The sequence below is a fragment of the Saccharopolyspora sp. NPDC049426 genome (assembly GCF_040676935.1).
Taxonomy (GTDB): Bacteria; Actinomycetota; Actinomycetes; order Mycobacteriales; family Pseudonocardiaceae; genus Saccharopolyspora.
Genome location: NZ_JBFAPZ010000011.1, coordinates 225,418 through 239,163, shown reverse-complemented (window position 1 = coordinate 239,163; position 13,746 = coordinate 225,418). Strand labels below are relative to the sequence as shown.

Annotated in this window: 18 protein-coding genes and 1 tRNA gene; 14 read left to right on the top strand and 5 right to left on the bottom strand. The window is 64.4% G+C overall.

All coding sequences use genetic code 11. From position 1 onward, the window contains the following. The first annotated feature begins 69 nt into the window (after positions 1-69). From AB0J78_RS24175 to AB0J78_RS24160, 4 genes are all read left to right on the top strand, one after another. Positions 70-276, top strand: coding sequence for a hypothetical protein (locus AB0J78_RS24175; RefSeq protein WP_363792676.1), 207 nt, complete (start codon positions 70-72; stop codon positions 274-276). 145 nt (positions 277-421) lie between these two features. Beyond that, positions 422-718 (top strand): hypothetical protein, encoded by a 297-nt coding sequence (locus tag AB0J78_RS24170; protein WP_363792674.1) that lies wholly within the window; start codon positions 422-424, stop codon positions 716-718. A 163-nt stretch (positions 719-881) separates the two neighbouring features. Further along, positions 882-956, top strand: a tRNA-Ile gene (locus AB0J78_RS24165). Positions 957-1,037: 81 nt separating this feature from the next. Continuing rightward, positions 1,038-2,291, top strand: coding sequence for a site-specific integrase (locus AB0J78_RS24160; RefSeq protein WP_363792672.1), 1,254 nt, complete (start codon positions 1,038-1,040; stop codon positions 2,289-2,291). 48 nt (positions 2,292-2,339) lie between these two features. Here the strand turns inward: AB0J78_RS24160 and AB0J78_RS24155 are convergent, their stop codons facing one another. Then, positions 2,340-3,191: a hypothetical protein gene (locus AB0J78_RS24155; RefSeq protein WP_363792670.1), complete on the bottom strand. Its 852-nt coding sequence runs from the start codon at positions 3,189-3,191 to the stop codon at positions 2,340-2,342. Positions 3,192-4,230: 1,039 nt separating this feature from the next. Here AB0J78_RS24155 and AB0J78_RS24150 point away from each other — a divergent pair. Then, a complete protein-coding gene (locus tag AB0J78_RS24150) occupies positions 4,231-4,812 on the top strand; it encodes an NUDIX hydrolase (protein WP_363792668.1) in 582 nt (193 codons plus the stop codon). On the opposite strand, the gene AB0J78_RS24145 is transcribed toward AB0J78_RS24150, so the two are convergent. Next, positions 4,765-5,892 carry a tetratricopeptide repeat protein gene (locus AB0J78_RS24145; RefSeq protein ID WP_363792831.1) on the bottom strand — a complete coding sequence of 376 codons (1,128 nt, stop codon included), beginning with the start codon at positions 5,890-5,892 and terminating at the stop codon, positions 4,765-4,767. The two genes, AB0J78_RS24150 and AB0J78_RS24145, sit on opposite strands and share 48 nt — an antisense overlap. A 174-nt stretch (positions 5,893-6,066) precedes the next feature. Beyond that, positions 6,067-6,444: an XRE family transcriptional regulator gene (locus AB0J78_RS24140; protein ID WP_132626241.1), complete on the bottom strand. Its 378-nt coding sequence runs from the start codon at positions 6,442-6,444 to the stop codon at positions 6,067-6,069. A 164-nt stretch (positions 6,445-6,608) separates the two neighbouring features. Between AB0J78_RS24140 and AB0J78_RS24135 the strand changes: the two genes are divergently transcribed. From AB0J78_RS24135 to AB0J78_RS24095, 9 genes are all read left to right on the top strand, one after another. Further along, entirely contained in the window at positions 6,609-6,887 is a 279-nt protein-coding gene (locus AB0J78_RS24135) for a helix-turn-helix domain-containing protein (RefSeq protein WP_363792666.1), read from the top strand. Further along, entirely contained in the window at positions 6,884-7,240 is a 357-nt protein-coding gene (locus AB0J78_RS24130; RefSeq protein ID WP_363792664.1) for a WhiB family transcriptional regulator, read from the top strand. The genes AB0J78_RS24135 and AB0J78_RS24130 overlap by 4 nt, the downstream gene beginning before the upstream one ends. Next, positions 7,227-7,562 (top strand): hypothetical protein, encoded by a 336-nt coding sequence (locus tag AB0J78_RS24125; protein WP_363792662.1) that lies wholly within the window; start codon positions 7,227-7,229, stop codon positions 7,560-7,562. Before AB0J78_RS24130 ends, AB0J78_RS24125 begins: the two co-directional genes overlap by 14 nt. Before the next feature lie 65 nt (positions 7,563-7,627). Then, a complete protein-coding gene (locus tag AB0J78_RS24120) occupies positions 7,628-8,269 on the top strand; it encodes a hypothetical protein (protein WP_363792829.1) in 642 nt (213 codons plus the stop codon). After that, positions 8,266-10,386 (top strand): cell division protein FtsK, encoded by a 2,121-nt coding sequence (locus AB0J78_RS24115; RefSeq protein ID WP_363792660.1) that lies wholly within the window; start codon positions 8,266-8,268, stop codon positions 10,384-10,386. The genes AB0J78_RS24120 and AB0J78_RS24115 overlap by 4 nt, the downstream gene beginning before the upstream one ends. A 109-nt stretch (positions 10,387-10,495) precedes the next feature. Further along, on the top strand, positions 10,496-10,870 hold the full coding sequence (locus AB0J78_RS24110) for an SAV_915 family protein (protein ID WP_363792658.1): 375 nt from the start codon (positions 10,496-10,498) through the stop codon (positions 10,868-10,870). Between the two features lie 13 nt (positions 10,871-10,883). Next, positions 10,884-11,171 carry a hypothetical protein gene (locus tag AB0J78_RS24105; protein ID WP_363792656.1) on the top strand — a complete coding sequence of 96 codons (288 nt, stop codon included), beginning with the start codon at positions 10,884-10,886 and terminating at the stop codon, positions 11,169-11,171. A gap of 38 nt (positions 11,172-11,209) precedes the next feature. Then, the gene (locus AB0J78_RS24100) at positions 11,210-12,448 is read left to right on the top strand and encodes a hypothetical protein (protein WP_363792654.1); all 1,239 of its coding nucleotides are present in this window, start codon (positions 11,210-11,212) and stop codon (positions 12,446-12,448) included. 94 nt (positions 12,449-12,542) lie between these two features. Further along, a complete protein-coding gene (locus AB0J78_RS24095) occupies positions 12,543-13,070 on the top strand; it encodes a hypothetical protein (protein WP_363792652.1) in 528 nt (175 codons plus the stop codon). A 231-nt stretch (positions 13,071-13,301) separates the two neighbouring features. Here the strand turns inward: AB0J78_RS24095 and AB0J78_RS24090 are convergent, their stop codons facing one another. Beyond that, positions 13,302-13,517, bottom strand: a complete 216-nt coding sequence (locus AB0J78_RS24090) for a hypothetical protein (RefSeq protein ID WP_363792650.1) — start codon at positions 13,515-13,517, stop codon at positions 13,302-13,304. Further along, positions 13,514-13,726, bottom strand: a complete 213-nt coding sequence (locus AB0J78_RS24085; protein WP_363792648.1) for a zinc finger protein — start codon at positions 13,724-13,726, stop codon at positions 13,514-13,516. Before AB0J78_RS24085 ends, AB0J78_RS24090 begins: the two co-directional genes overlap by 4 nt. Positions 13,727-13,746 lie beyond the last annotated feature (20 nt).

The following is a 13,746-nucleotide window of genomic DNA, read 5'->3' as shown; positions in this document are numbered from 1 at the left end:
TCCGTTCGCGCTTCGTCCCTCGAATGCAGGTCGTCGTCCGAGGGAACTGACAAGGGACGGGGGAGTCAGATGTCCGCACCAGGGATCGGCAAGGAACCGCACTTCACGCTGCCCGATCTGGATTCGGTGAGCAAGCTGCCGAAGCCGATCAAGGCGGTCGTGTACTTGATCATCATGTCCGTGCTGACGGTGGCCGCGCTCGGGGCGCTCATGGCCACGATCGCCGTCATCGGTCAACTTTCCGGGGCGTTCGACCTCTTCCGCCTGCTCGGCTGACGAGATCGGCACCTCGTTCGAAGGCCCGGCGCACCCCACAGGCGCCGGGCCTTCGTCGTGCCAGGTCCGATCACTGCGGTCGCGGACCGCCGCAGCTGCCCTGATACTCGTGCGTCCCTGGAGCGTCCGAGGCGGAGGAGCGGTGATGAGCAGACCGATCGCGACCACTGCTCTCGCGGTGGCGCTGCTCGCCTGCGAGGGCGCCCCGACCGAGATGACCCCGCCGCCCGCGCCCACCGAGTCGCGCGTGGAGCGAGGGACCGCCGGCGAAGAATTCCAGCAATTCCAGCAAGATTCCGGATACCCGCACTCCTTCGCGGAATATGACGAGCTGCCGGGATATCTGCAATGCGGCACGGCCTGCGGCCAAGAACCGACCAGCGGCGAACAACAACGCGCTCACCTGTGCGAACGCGGTTCGATCGATCCCTCGGAGTGCTGATTCCGACTCCGCCTCGCGAAGATCGGTAGACCAACCGACGCAACCCCGATGCGCTGCCTTTTCCGCCGTTCCGCCCATTATCACGATGGGCCGTCCGGCCGGAACACCCGGCGACCTCGCTCAGTGACGCCCTCGATACGATCGCCGATACCGAGCACCCCACGGGGCAGTAGCTCAGCTGGTCAGAGCAGCGGACTCATAATCCGTCAGGTCGTGGGTTCAAGTCCCACCTGCCCCACATCTGAGCAGGCCAGACGGCCGAATTTGGCGAGCGCGTTTTCTCCTGGGTGCGGTTTTGGGTGCGAGTAGCCTCGCAGCCATGACGCACGCACCCAGGGAAGACCGTTCTCGGGGACGCATCGAAGAACGCGCCCGAACACTTCGAGTGATCGTCTACGCCGGCATCGACCCGGTGACCGGCAAGCGCGTCTATCTCCGCGAGACCATCCAGGGCACGGACAAGGCCGCGCACAAGCGTGCGAACAAGGCGCTCAACAAGCTGCTGGCCCAGGCCGACAAGCAGCAGACCGCGACGTCGTCGGTGAAGTTCTCGTTCGCGCTCGACGAGTGGATGCGCACGAACGAGATCGAGGAGAGCACCAGCAACACCTACCGGGGCTACATCAACCGAACGATCATCCCTGCGCTCGGCGAGCAACCCGTCAACAAGATCTCGGCGCGGATGCTGGAGACCTTCTACTCGGTGCTGCGCCGCTGCCGGGCGCGGTGCGATGGCAAGCCGTACGTCGAGCACCGGAAGACCGGAGAACACGACTGCGAGAAGGCGAAGTGCCGTCCCCACGCGTGCAGCCCGATGGCTCAGTCGACGGTCCGGCAGATTCACGCGATCATCAGCGGCACCCTCGACGCGGCCGAACGTTGGGAGTGGATCGACTCCAACCCAGCCCGCGTCGCCCGCAAGCCGAAGCAGAAGCGCCCCGAACCCACACCGCCCACCCCGGCCGAGGCCGCACGCTTGTCCGAGGAAGCGTTCAGGGTCGACGACGACTGGGGCACCCTCGTCTGGCTTGCCATGACCACCGGCATGCGCCGAGGCGAGCTGGCCGCACTGCGCTTCTCCCACATCGACTTGGACCAGGAAGTCGTATGGGTCCACCGAAACTGGGTACGAGGCAAGGAGAAGGACACCAAGACCCACCAGCGTCGCCGCATCGCACTCGACTCGGAAACGGTCGCCCTGCTCCGAGAACAACGCGAGCGGGTAACCGAGCGAGTGGAGGAGGCAGGTGCTGAGTTCCGGGAAGACCTGTTCGTCTTCAGCAGCGTCGAGACACCGGACCACACCCAGCCGTACTCGCCAAATGCCATGACACCCCGCTACAAGAAGATGGCGACCCGCCTCGGCATTGATACCCACCTACACGCCCTGCGTCACTACTCCGCGACGGAGTTGCTGACGGCGGGCGTAGATCTTCCGACTGTCTCCGGCCGCCTCGGGCACGGGGGAGGAGGAGCGACGACGCTTAGGGTCTATGCGGCGTGGGTGGCGGCGTCGGACCGGAAGGCAGCTGAGATATTGGGGAGCCGAATGCCAAAACGAAATAGTTCGTAAAATCTATAGCTGTGCTGACGCGGGCGAAGCCCAGTATGAGATTTGGATTCAAGCCAGCTCGGACCCCCTTGCTGGCCGCCAGAGCTGAATAAATCCTGCAAAGATTAACTGAATTCCAATCGGGGCTATTCCGGTTACAATCCCTGCGCCCACGCCGGCGAAAAATATGTTGCTTTGGCCTCGCGATTCCTCATCGATCAGGACGTAGCTAGCGGAAGCCGTGAAGTCGGAATCTGATTCCCATTGAGTCTTTCCATCCTGAATGGGAGCCGGGTCGGCAGAATCAAGGCGGACATTTGGGTATGCACCACCTGTCGATTCGATCTTCTGTGGTGCAATGGTCCGTAGCGCAGGCGCGCACTCGCTGATCCGCGACTCCACCTTGCTGGATAAAGTATCCCCATCCTGTTCTTCATTCAGCCAATTCTCGTCCAGAAAGTGACACGTTCGGGGTCGTCCGAGATCTGGGCTCGAGAGCACTATCCTTGCGTTATGCTTAACGATCCTCGAAGCCTTCATCTGGCCAGACAGGTACAGATTGACGGCACCCGTTCCACCTTGGCTCTCAGTCTGCGAAGGGGCTACTCTCACTAGCACTAACTGTGATCCAGGTAGGGTTCCAGGCAGCTGTGTGGCAGTGATACCTGGTCGCGAATTCAGATCTTCGATGGACTCTCTTAAAGCGTTCCGATCGAACTCCGCACCACCCGTGAGACGCAATACCAAGAAATATTCCCGCTGATCGGGATTGACCGCAGCGCTCAAATCCACTTCTTGGATGCCAGCTCCATCCTCGAATCCGTACTTCAGTGCGATCGACCCGGTCACGTTTGGAGGGTGATATAGCTGGATGACGGGATCGGGCTCGACTCCAAGAAAAAACCCGTTGAGGTCGTCCATAAAAGACCTACTAGGCTTCAGTGCTACATCTTCTGGCTCTTGATAGCCGCGAACGCTTTGCACTCTTGGGGAGCCAGGAACGCCGCTCTTGTATGCATCCCACGAAAGCCAGCCAACATGCAATCCAACAAGAATTATTCCGACTCCAGAGAAGAATTTCAAGGCTCCTGGAAGTCGCCGATTTCCTCGCAGGTCGGCGGGGAGTGGAGTGTCATTTCGCTCGCGAGGGTTTCGCTTGCGTTCCCGATTTCGCCTTCCTGCAACTGTACGCTTTCGCAGCGGCCGCTTCGATCGATTAGCAAGTCTGCGACGGTATCCCATGAGCGAGATCATACTCAGGAAGGTCGGCCTCGTGATCACGTTATACGACCCAAATGCAAGGGTAGGTACGCGTCTCGGGCACCGTAGGTTGCGGATGTGAGCACTGAGCGCGGAGCTTGGAGGCCGTACGGGGAGGGCTGGTCTATGACAACCGGTGGGTGCGGTTGGGGTTGGCTGACGTTGAGACGCCGAACGGTGAGTGGTGGGAGTGCCACCAGGTGAGACGAACACGGTTGGACTTGAGCGGCAGAAGAGGGAATTTTGTCGATCGTCAAGGTTCTCGATCAGCCCGGAGATCTCCTCCAGGCTGGCGAGGACTATTTCCTCTGTCGGAGTCTTAGCTAGCCATCGAGTGTTGTTACATGACGAGGTACGCAGTCGGTTACTCAGTAGAACCGCAAGACGGCATGAACCTTCAGGCTTTGTCTACGCAGCAGAAGGACGAACGTGGCATGGGATACCGACACGCGATTGCCCCGGACCACCCTGTCGACGTGGTCGCATTGTGCAACAAGAAGCTAAAGCTGGAGTACTCGATCCTCGACTTAGCCTGGGAAGAAGCGCTGAAGTTGGGGCCACCTGGCAAGCCATGCCCCAGGTGTAAGAAGCTCGTCCCCTGATCGGTACCAGCCTGTCCGGCTTCCGGTGGCGCCCTACGCGGCGTGCAGGGCGCCAACAGGAGGCAGCTGGTGATTGGTTTGCCCCGTACGCTGCGGCCGTGAGCACTGAGCGCGGAGCATGGAAGACCTACGGGGAGCGGCTGGTCTATGACAACCGGTGGGTTCGGTTGGGGCTAGCTGATGTCGAGGCGCCGAATGGTGAGCGGTGGGAGTACCACGTGGTGCACCTGGCGCGGATCGCGATCGCTTTGATCGTTGACGAGCAGGATCGGGCGTTGATGCTGTGGCGGTACCGGTTCCCGACCGAGCAGTGGGGGTATGAGCTGTTGGGCGGCATGGTCGACGACGGTGATGACTCGGCGGGGACTGCCGCTCGTGAGGCCGCTGAAGAGAGCGGCTGGGAGCCGATCGGGGACGGCGAACACTTGGTGACCTTCGAGCCCTTGCCGGGACAAGTGACCGCGCCGATCGACGTGTACCTGTGGCGCGGTGCGAAGCACATCGGTGAGCCGACCGAGACCGAGGAGGTCGGGCGGGTCGAGTGGGTGCCGTTGTCGCGCGTCACGGAGCTGGCACAGCGGCAAGAGCTGCTCGGTTCCGGGACGTTGGTGGCGCTGCTCTACTACCTGACGTCACGCGGCACTGCTGCCGGGCAGGATCAGCCCGTCCAGACGCCGTAGCTGCCGGTCCGACTTGATTCGAGACGCTAGACGCCGCGCTTGCCGTGCATGGTCGAGCGCGGCGTCTCTGTCTCCGGATGCAGCGAACGCGAACGCGAGATCGACCAGCAGTCCCGTTCGCGCGCGTACGAACGCTTCAGGCACGCGCGGCAACACGTCGGTGAGCTGGTCGACTGCTTCCGGCTCGCCGAGCTTGCCGAGGGCGTTCCCTCGCCACCGGTCGAGGTGGGATCCGCCAAGGAAGAGGAACGGCAGCTCGGCGTCGACCGGCTCGGGCGGGAGCAGTGCGTCTGCGGCGTCGAACGCGCGGAGGGCCTCGCCTCGCTGACCAGCGGCGGAGAGGCACTCGCCGGCTGCTGCCGCGAGCCACGCACGCAGCAGCGGGGGAGCGGCGTTCTCGGCAGCCTGGCGCGCGTGCTCGACCTGCTCGACTGCTGAAGCTGCTTCCCCGATGTCGACCAAGATGAAGGCTTGTTCGGCCATCGCGTGTGCGAGCAACGCCGGAGACATCGCTTCGCGGGCCGCGGCCTTCGCGCGCTCGTAGTGCTGCCATGCCTGGCTGATCGCGTTGCGATCCAACGCTTCCCAACCGGCCAATGTGGATGCTTCGGTAAGCGCTCCGGCGAGCTGCTCTCGTTTGCCGCCGATGGTGTTGTAGCCGAGCAGGCTTTCGACCTGGTCGATCGTGCCACGCAGCTGATCGAGCAGCGTCACCCCGCCGAACTTTCGGTCGAGCCGTCGTGCGTCGTCGATCTGCCGTCGGAAAATGGCGATGGTGTCCGCGTCAACGGTGCGTGCCATCTCCAGCCGCGCGCGCAGTTCCGCCGCGTCGTCGTCTTCCTCATCGGCTGGGAAGCCGAGCTCTTTGTTCGTGCGGCCGTAGATCTCCCGGAACAGGCGTTGATACGGCTCGCTGACCTGCTCGTGTCCGTTCTCCCAGCGGGAGAGTTTTGTCTTCAGGCTCGCTCCCGTCATCACCCGGACGCCGCGCACGTCGGCGCGCTGCCGCAGCAGCCGGATCACGCCGTCTGCGGAGTAGCCGAGCTGCTTGCGCACGCGCTGCAAAGGGGTTCCGGTCATCGCCTCACCCATGCCGAATAACGGGTTTGACCTGGGAAGTTAATCGCGGTTAATAGGGCGGCGGTTAACCCGCGCCACCTGCAAAAACGCGCTCGGATGCCGTTTCTTGGAGGCATGCGCACAACGACTGAAACCGCCCTCGCCGCGAGGCCGGCCGCTTCGGATCCGAGTCGGCTACCCGGCTCGCTTGCCGTCACGGTCGTCCCGGAGTCGGTTGTTCAGCTCGTCGAGCTGGTGCGTGATCTCCCGCAGGTGCCGTTCGATCGCGTCGAGCCGAGTTGGCACGTCGTCCTCGGGGAAAACGGGGTCGTCGACAGCGGGAGGCGTGTGGCCTTCCAGCAGGGCAAGCAGGTGCCGAGGGTGCCATTCGAGCGCGAGCGACAGCGCTTCCAGCGTCCGCGTGCTTCTGCGGCGTACGACCGTGTGTCGCTGCAACTCGCGCACCGTCGCCTGCGATACCTGCGCGCGTTTCGCCACGTCACGCTGACGCAAGCCCAGCTCGCGCGTTCGCTGATCGATCGCACGCGCGACCGCAGCCCAATCCTCCGACACGTATTCCTCCGCGCTCCGCTTCGACGCCGAGATTAACGCCTTCACGCGATTCCGCGGTTCCCACTCAGCTCAGAAATACCGCGTTTCGCTTCTCGCGTGCCAAGCAGCGCTAATACCAGCTCTATAAGTCGCCAAAATAGGCGTTCCTATGCGAAGGACTTCACATGACATTCGGTCACGAGAACGTCGAAAGGCCGACGTTCTACACGGTTCGGGAAGCCGCCCGAATCATGCGGTGCAATCCGTCAACTCTGTACCGGGCGATTAGGGAGAACGGCTTTCCCGCTGTCCGGGTCCGCGCTCGTTACGTCGTTCCCGCTGCTGCCGTCGACCGGCTCGCTGCGGCGGCGAGCGAGTCCGGCGGGTGCGTCGACGTCGCTCGGCTGGCGGCCGACCAGCGTGCCGCCGCCGAGGTAGCTCGGATGACCGGGGGTGCGCGATGAACGACCGTCTCAACGACATCGCCGTCCGCCTCGACCGGCTTCGCGCGGTCCCCACCGATGTGCTCGCCGAGATCGTCATGCGTGACGACCCGTGCATGTGGGTCGTCGGTGACGACAGTCCGCCGGACCCGGGCGGGCCCGACCCGGATCGGCAGCTCGCCGCCGACCTCTGCGCCGGCTGCACGGTGCAGGACGTCTGCATCGAGCTCGAATTCCGCTTGCACGGAGCGAAAACCATCGGCGTCTGGGGCGGTCTGTCGGACGCGGACCGGCGCGAGCTCTTCGTGATCTGGGCCGATCGACGACAAGACGACTTCGCCGCCGAGGAGGTGAACACCGATGACGACGCTTGATCTCTCGCCGATGGAGACGTTGGTGGGTGTCGGGCTGCTGGTCGCGGTCTTCGCGATCTGGCATTCGAGCCTGCGGATGGCGCGGCGGACCGCCGAAGCGGCGCACGCCGGGTCCCGAATGGTGTCGCTGACCGGGCGAGTGCTGGTCACGGCTGCGGTGATCGTTGCCGTGCAGTGGCTCGTGATCCACCACAGCCGCGAGACCGGGTTGTTGCTCGCTGTGCTGGCGGTTCCGGCGCTGATCACGGCGTTCACGTTGGTGCGGGCGCTCACGGTCACCACCGAGGACCGGCACCACCGGCGCACGAGGCAGCGTCGATGAGCGCCCGGCAGTCGAGCGCCGCCGGGGACGGGCGGCTTCCGTCCGTCCCCGGTCCGGCCGAATCCGTGGAACAGGTGCGACGGCAGGTCGATCGGCTGTGCTGGGCGGGGATCCTGCTCGGGCTGGCGTTCACGATGACCAACGTGCAGCGGTTCGCCGCGGCCGGCTCGCCGGTCGGCTCCCTGCAGTGGTGGGCCGCCTGGCTACTGGATCCGATGGTCTCGCTGGTGCTGCTGGCGATCCTGCGCGCCGAGCAGGTCACGGCGCGCTACGGGGTTCGCACCGGCGGGTGGGTGCGAACGGCGAAGTGGTTCACGCTCGCCGCCACGTGCGTGATGAACACCTGGGACGCCTTCGCGGCCGGACATACGGCAATGGTCGTGCTGCATTCCGTGCCGCCCTTGGTCGTGTTCGTCGCGGCTGAGGCCGTGACGGATCTCCGCGACAAGCTCACCGAGGCGATCCGCGCAGCCCGTGAACACCAGGCGGACACGATCGCGGGCACCGTGCCGGAAGCAGTCGAGCCTGTCCGGACAGCCGCTCGACGGATCTCCTTCGACGAGTACCTGCAACGCGCCCGCCAGTCGTGGACCCCTGAAGTGACCGTCACCCCGGCATGGATTCGGCAGGTCACCGGTTGTTCGCGCGGATTGTCGTCGCGGCTGTCCGCCGCGCTCGCGTCCGAAGTAGGTGAGGGGGAGGCATGAGCACGTACGACGAATCCCTGCCTGCGCAGCGGCAGTCGGGAGCGGTCGAGTCGGCCGTGTTCGACGCCGAACTGATCGACGACGTCCCGCAGACTCCGAGCCTGACCCGGTGGCAGAGGTTCATGAACTGGTGGCGGCGTTCACGACACGTGCCGCCCGCGCTGAAATCTCGGCACGCTGCCAAGAACGCTCTGCTGCGCCTCGCGGGCGTGTTGCTGTGGTCGCCGTGGTGGTTCGTGGGCGCAGTCGGACGTGGTGCAGTCGCGGTGTTCCTGACCTGGCGCAAGTGGGTCCGCGTGTACGACTACCGGGAAGCCGCGGAGCAGTCCGAGAAGCTCGCGGACAAGTTCATCGAGATCCGCGAACTCACCTTGTTCCGCTGGAAAGTCACCGGCATGACCGTGGTCGCGGTCGTTACGGCCGGAGCCGTCGTTTATCTGCTCTACGGCGGACGGGCGTTGTGGATCGCGGCGGCCGTCGTCGCGTTTGGGATGGCCGTGTTCGGTCGACGCAAGGACGGCGCTCCCGGCCGCACCCCGACGTTGTCCGGACCGCGCTCCCTCACGTGGATGATGGATCCGCAGATGCTCGTCGACGCGTTCCGCGACGCGAAGCTGATCGGCAAAGACGAGTCGCTGCGGCTCGTCGAGCGAGCCACTCACGATGGAGCGGGGTGGGCCGTGACGGTGGACCTCCCCGCGACTCGCAAGGCCGCCGACGTGATCAAGAACCGGGAAGCACTGGCGTCGGCTCTGGCGGTCGACGAGCTGCAGCTGATCGTCGAGCGAGTCCGCGGCCGTGGCGGGCACGCGGGACGGGTGTTCCTGTGGGTGGCCGACAGCGATCCGTACGCCGGTCCGCCGCTGCGGTTCCCGCTGCTCGATGTCGAGCGCTGGGATGCCTGGCAGCCGATCCCGTTCGGGCGGGACGCACGGAGTCGTCGGGTGGATATGCAGCTCGTGTGGACCTCGCTGCTGATCGGAGCGATTCCCAGACAAGGGAAGACGTTCGCGACCCGGCTACCTGCGGCGGGACTCATCCTCGACCCGCATGCGCGGCTGTACGTCTTCGACGGCAAAGGAGGTAAGGACTGGGAAGCCGCCGCGAACGTTGCGCACCGGTTCGTCTGCGGCGACGAGATCGAGCACGCCGAGACGATCCGGGACCACCTCGTCGAGCTGGTCGCGGAGGTCCAGGCACGCTACGCCCGAATGTCCGCGTTGGATGACGAGCTGTGCCCGGAATCCAAGATCACCCCAGCGATCTCGCGGGATCGCGATCTCGGGATGCCGATCACGGCCGTGATCATCGACGAGGTCCAGGTCTACTTGGAAAACCCTGCGAGGGAGGACGTAGGAGGCAAGAAGAGCACGCTCGGCGCTTACATCGCGGACCTGTTGACCTACCTCGCCCGTAAGGGGCCGGCGGTCGGCATCGTCGTCATCCTGGCGACGCAGCGGCCGGACTCAAACACGATCCCGTCCCGGCTCCGTGCGGTGCTGGGATCGCGGTTCGCCCTGCGGGTCATGGACTGGCGGGACTCGAACATCGTCCTCGGCGAGCAGATGAACACGCGCGGATTCGACGCGTCGACGCTGCTTCCGGGACACAAGGGAGTCGGGATCCTGCGTCCGGACGCCGACACCGACACGGGCGCGGACATGATCGCGAAGACGGTGCGGACGTACTTCATGGCCAACCCGGACTGGCGCACGATCTGCGAGCGTGGCCGCGCCCTGCGACAGGAAGCCGGAACGCTCACGGGCCACGCCGCGGGCGACGACGAACAGCGGGCCGTCGACCCGGCAGCCGTGCTGAAGGCGCTCGGCAGCGGCCTGGTGGCCTCGGAGGACCCCGCGACGATCCCGGAGCCACTGGCGTCGGTGCTCGACTACCTCGGTGACGACCTCGACAACCGCGAGTTCGTCCCGACCGCCGAACTCGTCGACGCCCTCGATGTCGAACCGACGATGTTCGGGCGGCAGATGGGTGACTGCGGTTGCCATCCTCGGCGCGGTCGAGCGGTATCTGAGGACGGGGCAGTTCGACAAATTCGCGGCTACTACACCGCTGATCTACGTACGGCCACAGCCGAAAATAGCGCCGAAGAAGAATGAAATTGGCGATGCTCTATAGGCGAGACCACATTTCGCCGATTTGGTTCCGGGTCTGACTGCACGTATGGGAGCCTCGGGCGAATCGCCAAGAGACGACGAGAGGTACTGCGTGCGCTACGGGGAAAAGAGGGAGCAAGATATTTTTGCCGCTCCTGACTCGGCGGCCATGTCGGGTGTAATCGGCGCAGACAATTCGGATATGGAGGACGAGCCCGACGAGGGCTCACGTCAGCAGGTATTCATTCCGTCCGAACGAGTTCAGGCCGGTAGCGCCGACGTGAAGCTGGAGCTGCGGCGTACCGAAGAAGATCAGCTGGCCTTGCTCTGCTACGAGTCGCTGGACCTGCTTCTCAGCGCATGTGGGAATCAGCAGCCCTGGGTTTCCGTCTATCGGCAACAGCTGGAGGAAGTTCAACGCACCACTTCGGCCGAGGTCGTGCTGTGGAATGCGTTGCTGCCGGAGGAAACCCGGAAGGACGACTGAGAGAGGACGAATCATGGGGGACAAGTTCTACGTAGACCCGGACAGTCTGACGGGTATCATCGGCTCCATGCGGCGTAGCAGCGATGCAATGGGCCGTGGCGCGGATAACCTGCCGAATCCGGCCGATGCGGGGGAGTCCACTGAGGCATCCGCGAAAGCCCTTGAGCTGCTGCTGGAACAAACCGCCGGAACGGTACACGCCGTCGATGAGCTCGTTGAGCGGGTGACGCAAGTCCGCGACGAGTACGTGACCGGCGACCACGCCGGCGCGGAACGAATCTCTCAGATCAACCCGAGCTAAAGACGATTGCGATCCGCCAAGCATTCACGGGAGGGCTCATGGGCGGCGTGAGCACGCGAGTTGAAGGAAGTCCGGAATCGCTGCGTGACACTGCGACCAAGTGCACGCAACTTGCTGATCTGCTGGACACCGAGGCCGCTTCGATACACCGCACATCGGGCGAGTCTGAGCATGCGTGGAAAGGTGACGCCGCCGATAAGGGGCGCACCTTCATCAAAGAATCAGCGAAAACGATCGACACGGTCGTGACGGCCGCGCGGAAGATCTCGGGTGCCCACGACCGGCTCGCCCAGGACCTCGACGGAGTGATCAGCCGGGTGAACCAGGCGCGGGAGTTGGCCCAGAAGGGGAAACTCGCCGTCACCAACGCTGAGATTCTGCCTCCTGGCCCAGAACCGGGACCTGCGCCGGCCGCGCCCCAAGGCCCGACCTCGAAGGAAGCATCGGGGCAGCACCAGAATGCGATGGCCGCACATGGTGCGGCTCTGGCCGATTTTCAGGCCAAGAAGAAGGCATTCGACGAGGCATCCGCGACGGTGGATCAAGCTCGGCAGGACGAACGCGACGCTCACCACCGCTTCCAAGAAGCTGTACGCGAATCGAGCACTCTCCTGGAGACCGTCAAGGGCGGGCTGCTATTCACCTCGCTCGGGATCATGCGGACCTTGGCCAGCAGCCCCAATGCCAACGTGGCGAAGTACAGCGACGAGGCCCGGAGACTCGGTCGCGCGGCGTCCGTGGCCAAGGCCATCGCTTCAAACCCGAACATGTCACCTGACCGGCGTGCAGTGGCTCGGATGATCTTCTTCGAGCGCGAGTTTCCCACCATGCGCGCCACCACCAACACGCTCAGCAGCTGGGCGATCGACCGGCATGTTCCCTTGCCGGACAGCGTGAAGGCCATGATCGCTGCTGCTCCTGGCGAGGAACTGGCGGCGAAGGGGTCGAATGGCTTCCTGCGCGGAGTGGGCTCGGTCGCCAAGGCGTTTCCCTACTCGGCCATTGCTCTCACCGGTGTGAGTACCAGCGTTTCGATCGCGAACGGGACACCGGCTGACAAGGCTGTCGTCTCGAACGTCAGCAGCACTGCTCTTTCCACCGGCGCGTTCGTGGGGGCCGAGGTCGGCTTGGTCGCCCTCGGCGTGGCAGGCGGTCCGGCTACCCTGGCCGCGATCGGTGCCGGTGTTGTCGTCTCGGCCGGCGTGAGCTGGTTCATGGACAACCACTACGACGACATGAAGAAGGGTGCCAGCGACCTCTGGCACGACATCACGTGATCGGACGGGTATGGATCGCACTGACCAGCTACCGCCCAAACCGGACCCGCAGACCGGGCAACCACGCCCGCCCGCCGCTCCGTTGGTGGAGAGCATGGGTAAGGAGCCCGACGAGCGGTCACGGGAGACCAACAGCAAGCGGAAGCCGAAACCGCCAGAAGGGCGTGGCCCGACCTTGGAGTGGTACCAGCCTCGTCGAGGGCCGGTCCTGATCTCCGCTGTCGTCGTCGCCATCGGAATCGTTGCGCTGGCCGCACTTCAGAACTGGACGATGCAAGGCCTGCTGGCGTGGTACGTGTGGCCGTGGCCTCTCGCCTTCGTTGCCATCATGTACTTCAAGTTCCGCGGCCGAGTGATCGCGGCTGGGGCGGACTGGTACTTCGACGGCAAGCACTGGGTCGATACCTACGATCTGAAGCAGGTCAAGGTGAACACAGGACCGGGGCGGCTCGATCTCGTGCTGAAGGACCGGTCGGAACGGATCGTTGTCACGACCTGCCTGGTGATCGAGTCGAACCGCAAACTCTGGGACCTCGTGTACAACGGCATCGCACACTCCGCCCAGGACCATCACGTGGAGACCAACCAGGCGGCCCGGCAGTACCTCCACCTGCCGTTGTGATGTGGCTGTCGGCTGGTGCACACCGGCAGCGCGTTTGATCGCGGACGGGTAGGTGTCACGGCGAGGGCGTAACCCGTCACCGACCTATGAACCCGTCCTCAGCGGCGGGACAGGCCGAAAAGGTCGCTGAACAGGGAAGACAAGAAATGGGACGGGTGGGACGGGTTACTACGAACCCGTCCCACCCGACCCGTTCGTGGTGTCGTCGCCAACCTGGAGAGGTTGGTGCGGTTACGTGTCCCGATCTGTCTCCGTGGCGCCGTCGATGACGTGCGGTGTCTGCTGCTGTTCCTCCCGAAGCAGCGCGATCACGGATTCGAGCAGGTCGATCACACAGGCAATGTCGACCTGGTTGGCTCGCCCAGCTCCGATCTCGAACGCGAGATCGTCGAGCAACCATTGAGTCTTGCGCAGCAACACCGCCAGAGCGGCCGAGCGGGTCGTCATGACTCGCTCGGCGCAAGCAGATGCGCACTCTCATTGCAGCTGACGCAGGTCTCCCACAACCACGCCAGTTCGCTTGGCTCGGCGACCTCGACGGACTGGCCGCACAGCGTCTCGATCTGCTCGGACACCGGATAGCGCCCAGTAAGTCGGCGGCGGTCGGTCGTCGCATGTCGCTTCCCCTCAGCGGGTGTCCAGCGAAACGGGTGCATGGCTGTCCCTGTACGTCGAT

What these genes read in the sequence shown, in the direction of transcription:
- AB0J78_RS24125 (WP_363792662.1), top strand. Translation starts at nt 7,227, where the DNA reads ATGACGACGCTTGATCTCTCGCCGATGGAGACGTTGGTGGGTGTCGGG.
- AB0J78_RS24160 (WP_363792672.1), top strand. Translation starts at nt 1,038, where the DNA reads ATGACGCACGCACCCAGGGAAGACCGTTCTCGGGGACGCATCGAAGAA.
- AB0J78_RS24170 (WP_363792674.1), top strand. Translation starts at nt 422, where the DNA reads ATGAGCAGACCGATCGCGACCACTGCTCTCGCGGTGGCGCTGCTCGCC.
- AB0J78_RS24095 (WP_363792652.1), top strand. Translation starts at nt 12,543, where the DNA reads ATGGGTAAGGAGCCCGACGAGCGGTCACGGGAGACCAACAGCAAGCGG.
- AB0J78_RS24115 (WP_363792660.1), top strand. Translation starts at nt 8,266, where the DNA reads ATGAGCACGTACGACGAATCCCTGCCTGCGCAGCGGCAGTCGGGAGCG.
- AB0J78_RS24130 (WP_363792664.1), top strand. Translation starts at nt 6,884, where the DNA reads ATGAACGACCGTCTCAACGACATCGCCGTCCGCCTCGACCGGCTTCGC.
- AB0J78_RS24105 (WP_363792656.1), top strand. Translation starts at nt 10,884, where the DNA reads ATGGGGGACAAGTTCTACGTAGACCCGGACAGTCTGACGGGTATCATC.
- AB0J78_RS24145 (WP_363792831.1), bottom strand. Translation starts at nt 5,892, where the DNA reads ATGACCGGAACCCCTTTGCAGCGCGTGCGCAAGCAGCTCGGCTACTCC.
- AB0J78_RS24085 (WP_363792648.1), bottom strand. Translation starts at nt 13,726, where the DNA reads ATGCACCCGTTTCGCTGGACACCCGCTGAGGGGAAGCGACATGCGACG.
- AB0J78_RS24135 (WP_363792666.1), top strand. Translation starts at nt 6,609, where the DNA reads ATGACATTCGGTCACGAGAACGTCGAAAGGCCGACGTTCTACACGGTT.
- AB0J78_RS24100 (WP_363792654.1), top strand. Translation starts at nt 11,210, where the DNA reads ATGGGCGGCGTGAGCACGCGAGTTGAAGGAAGTCCGGAATCGCTGCGT.
- AB0J78_RS24155 (WP_363792670.1), bottom strand. Translation starts at nt 3,191, where the DNA reads ATGGACGACCTCAACGGGTTTTTTCTTGGAGTCGAGCCCGATCCCGTC.
- AB0J78_RS24175 (WP_363792676.1), top strand. Translation starts at nt 70, where the DNA reads ATGTCCGCACCAGGGATCGGCAAGGAACCGCACTTCACGCTGCCCGAT.
- AB0J78_RS24090 (WP_363792650.1), bottom strand. Translation starts at nt 13,517, where the DNA reads ATGACGACCCGCTCGGCCGCTCTGGCGGTGTTGCTGCGCAAGACTCAA.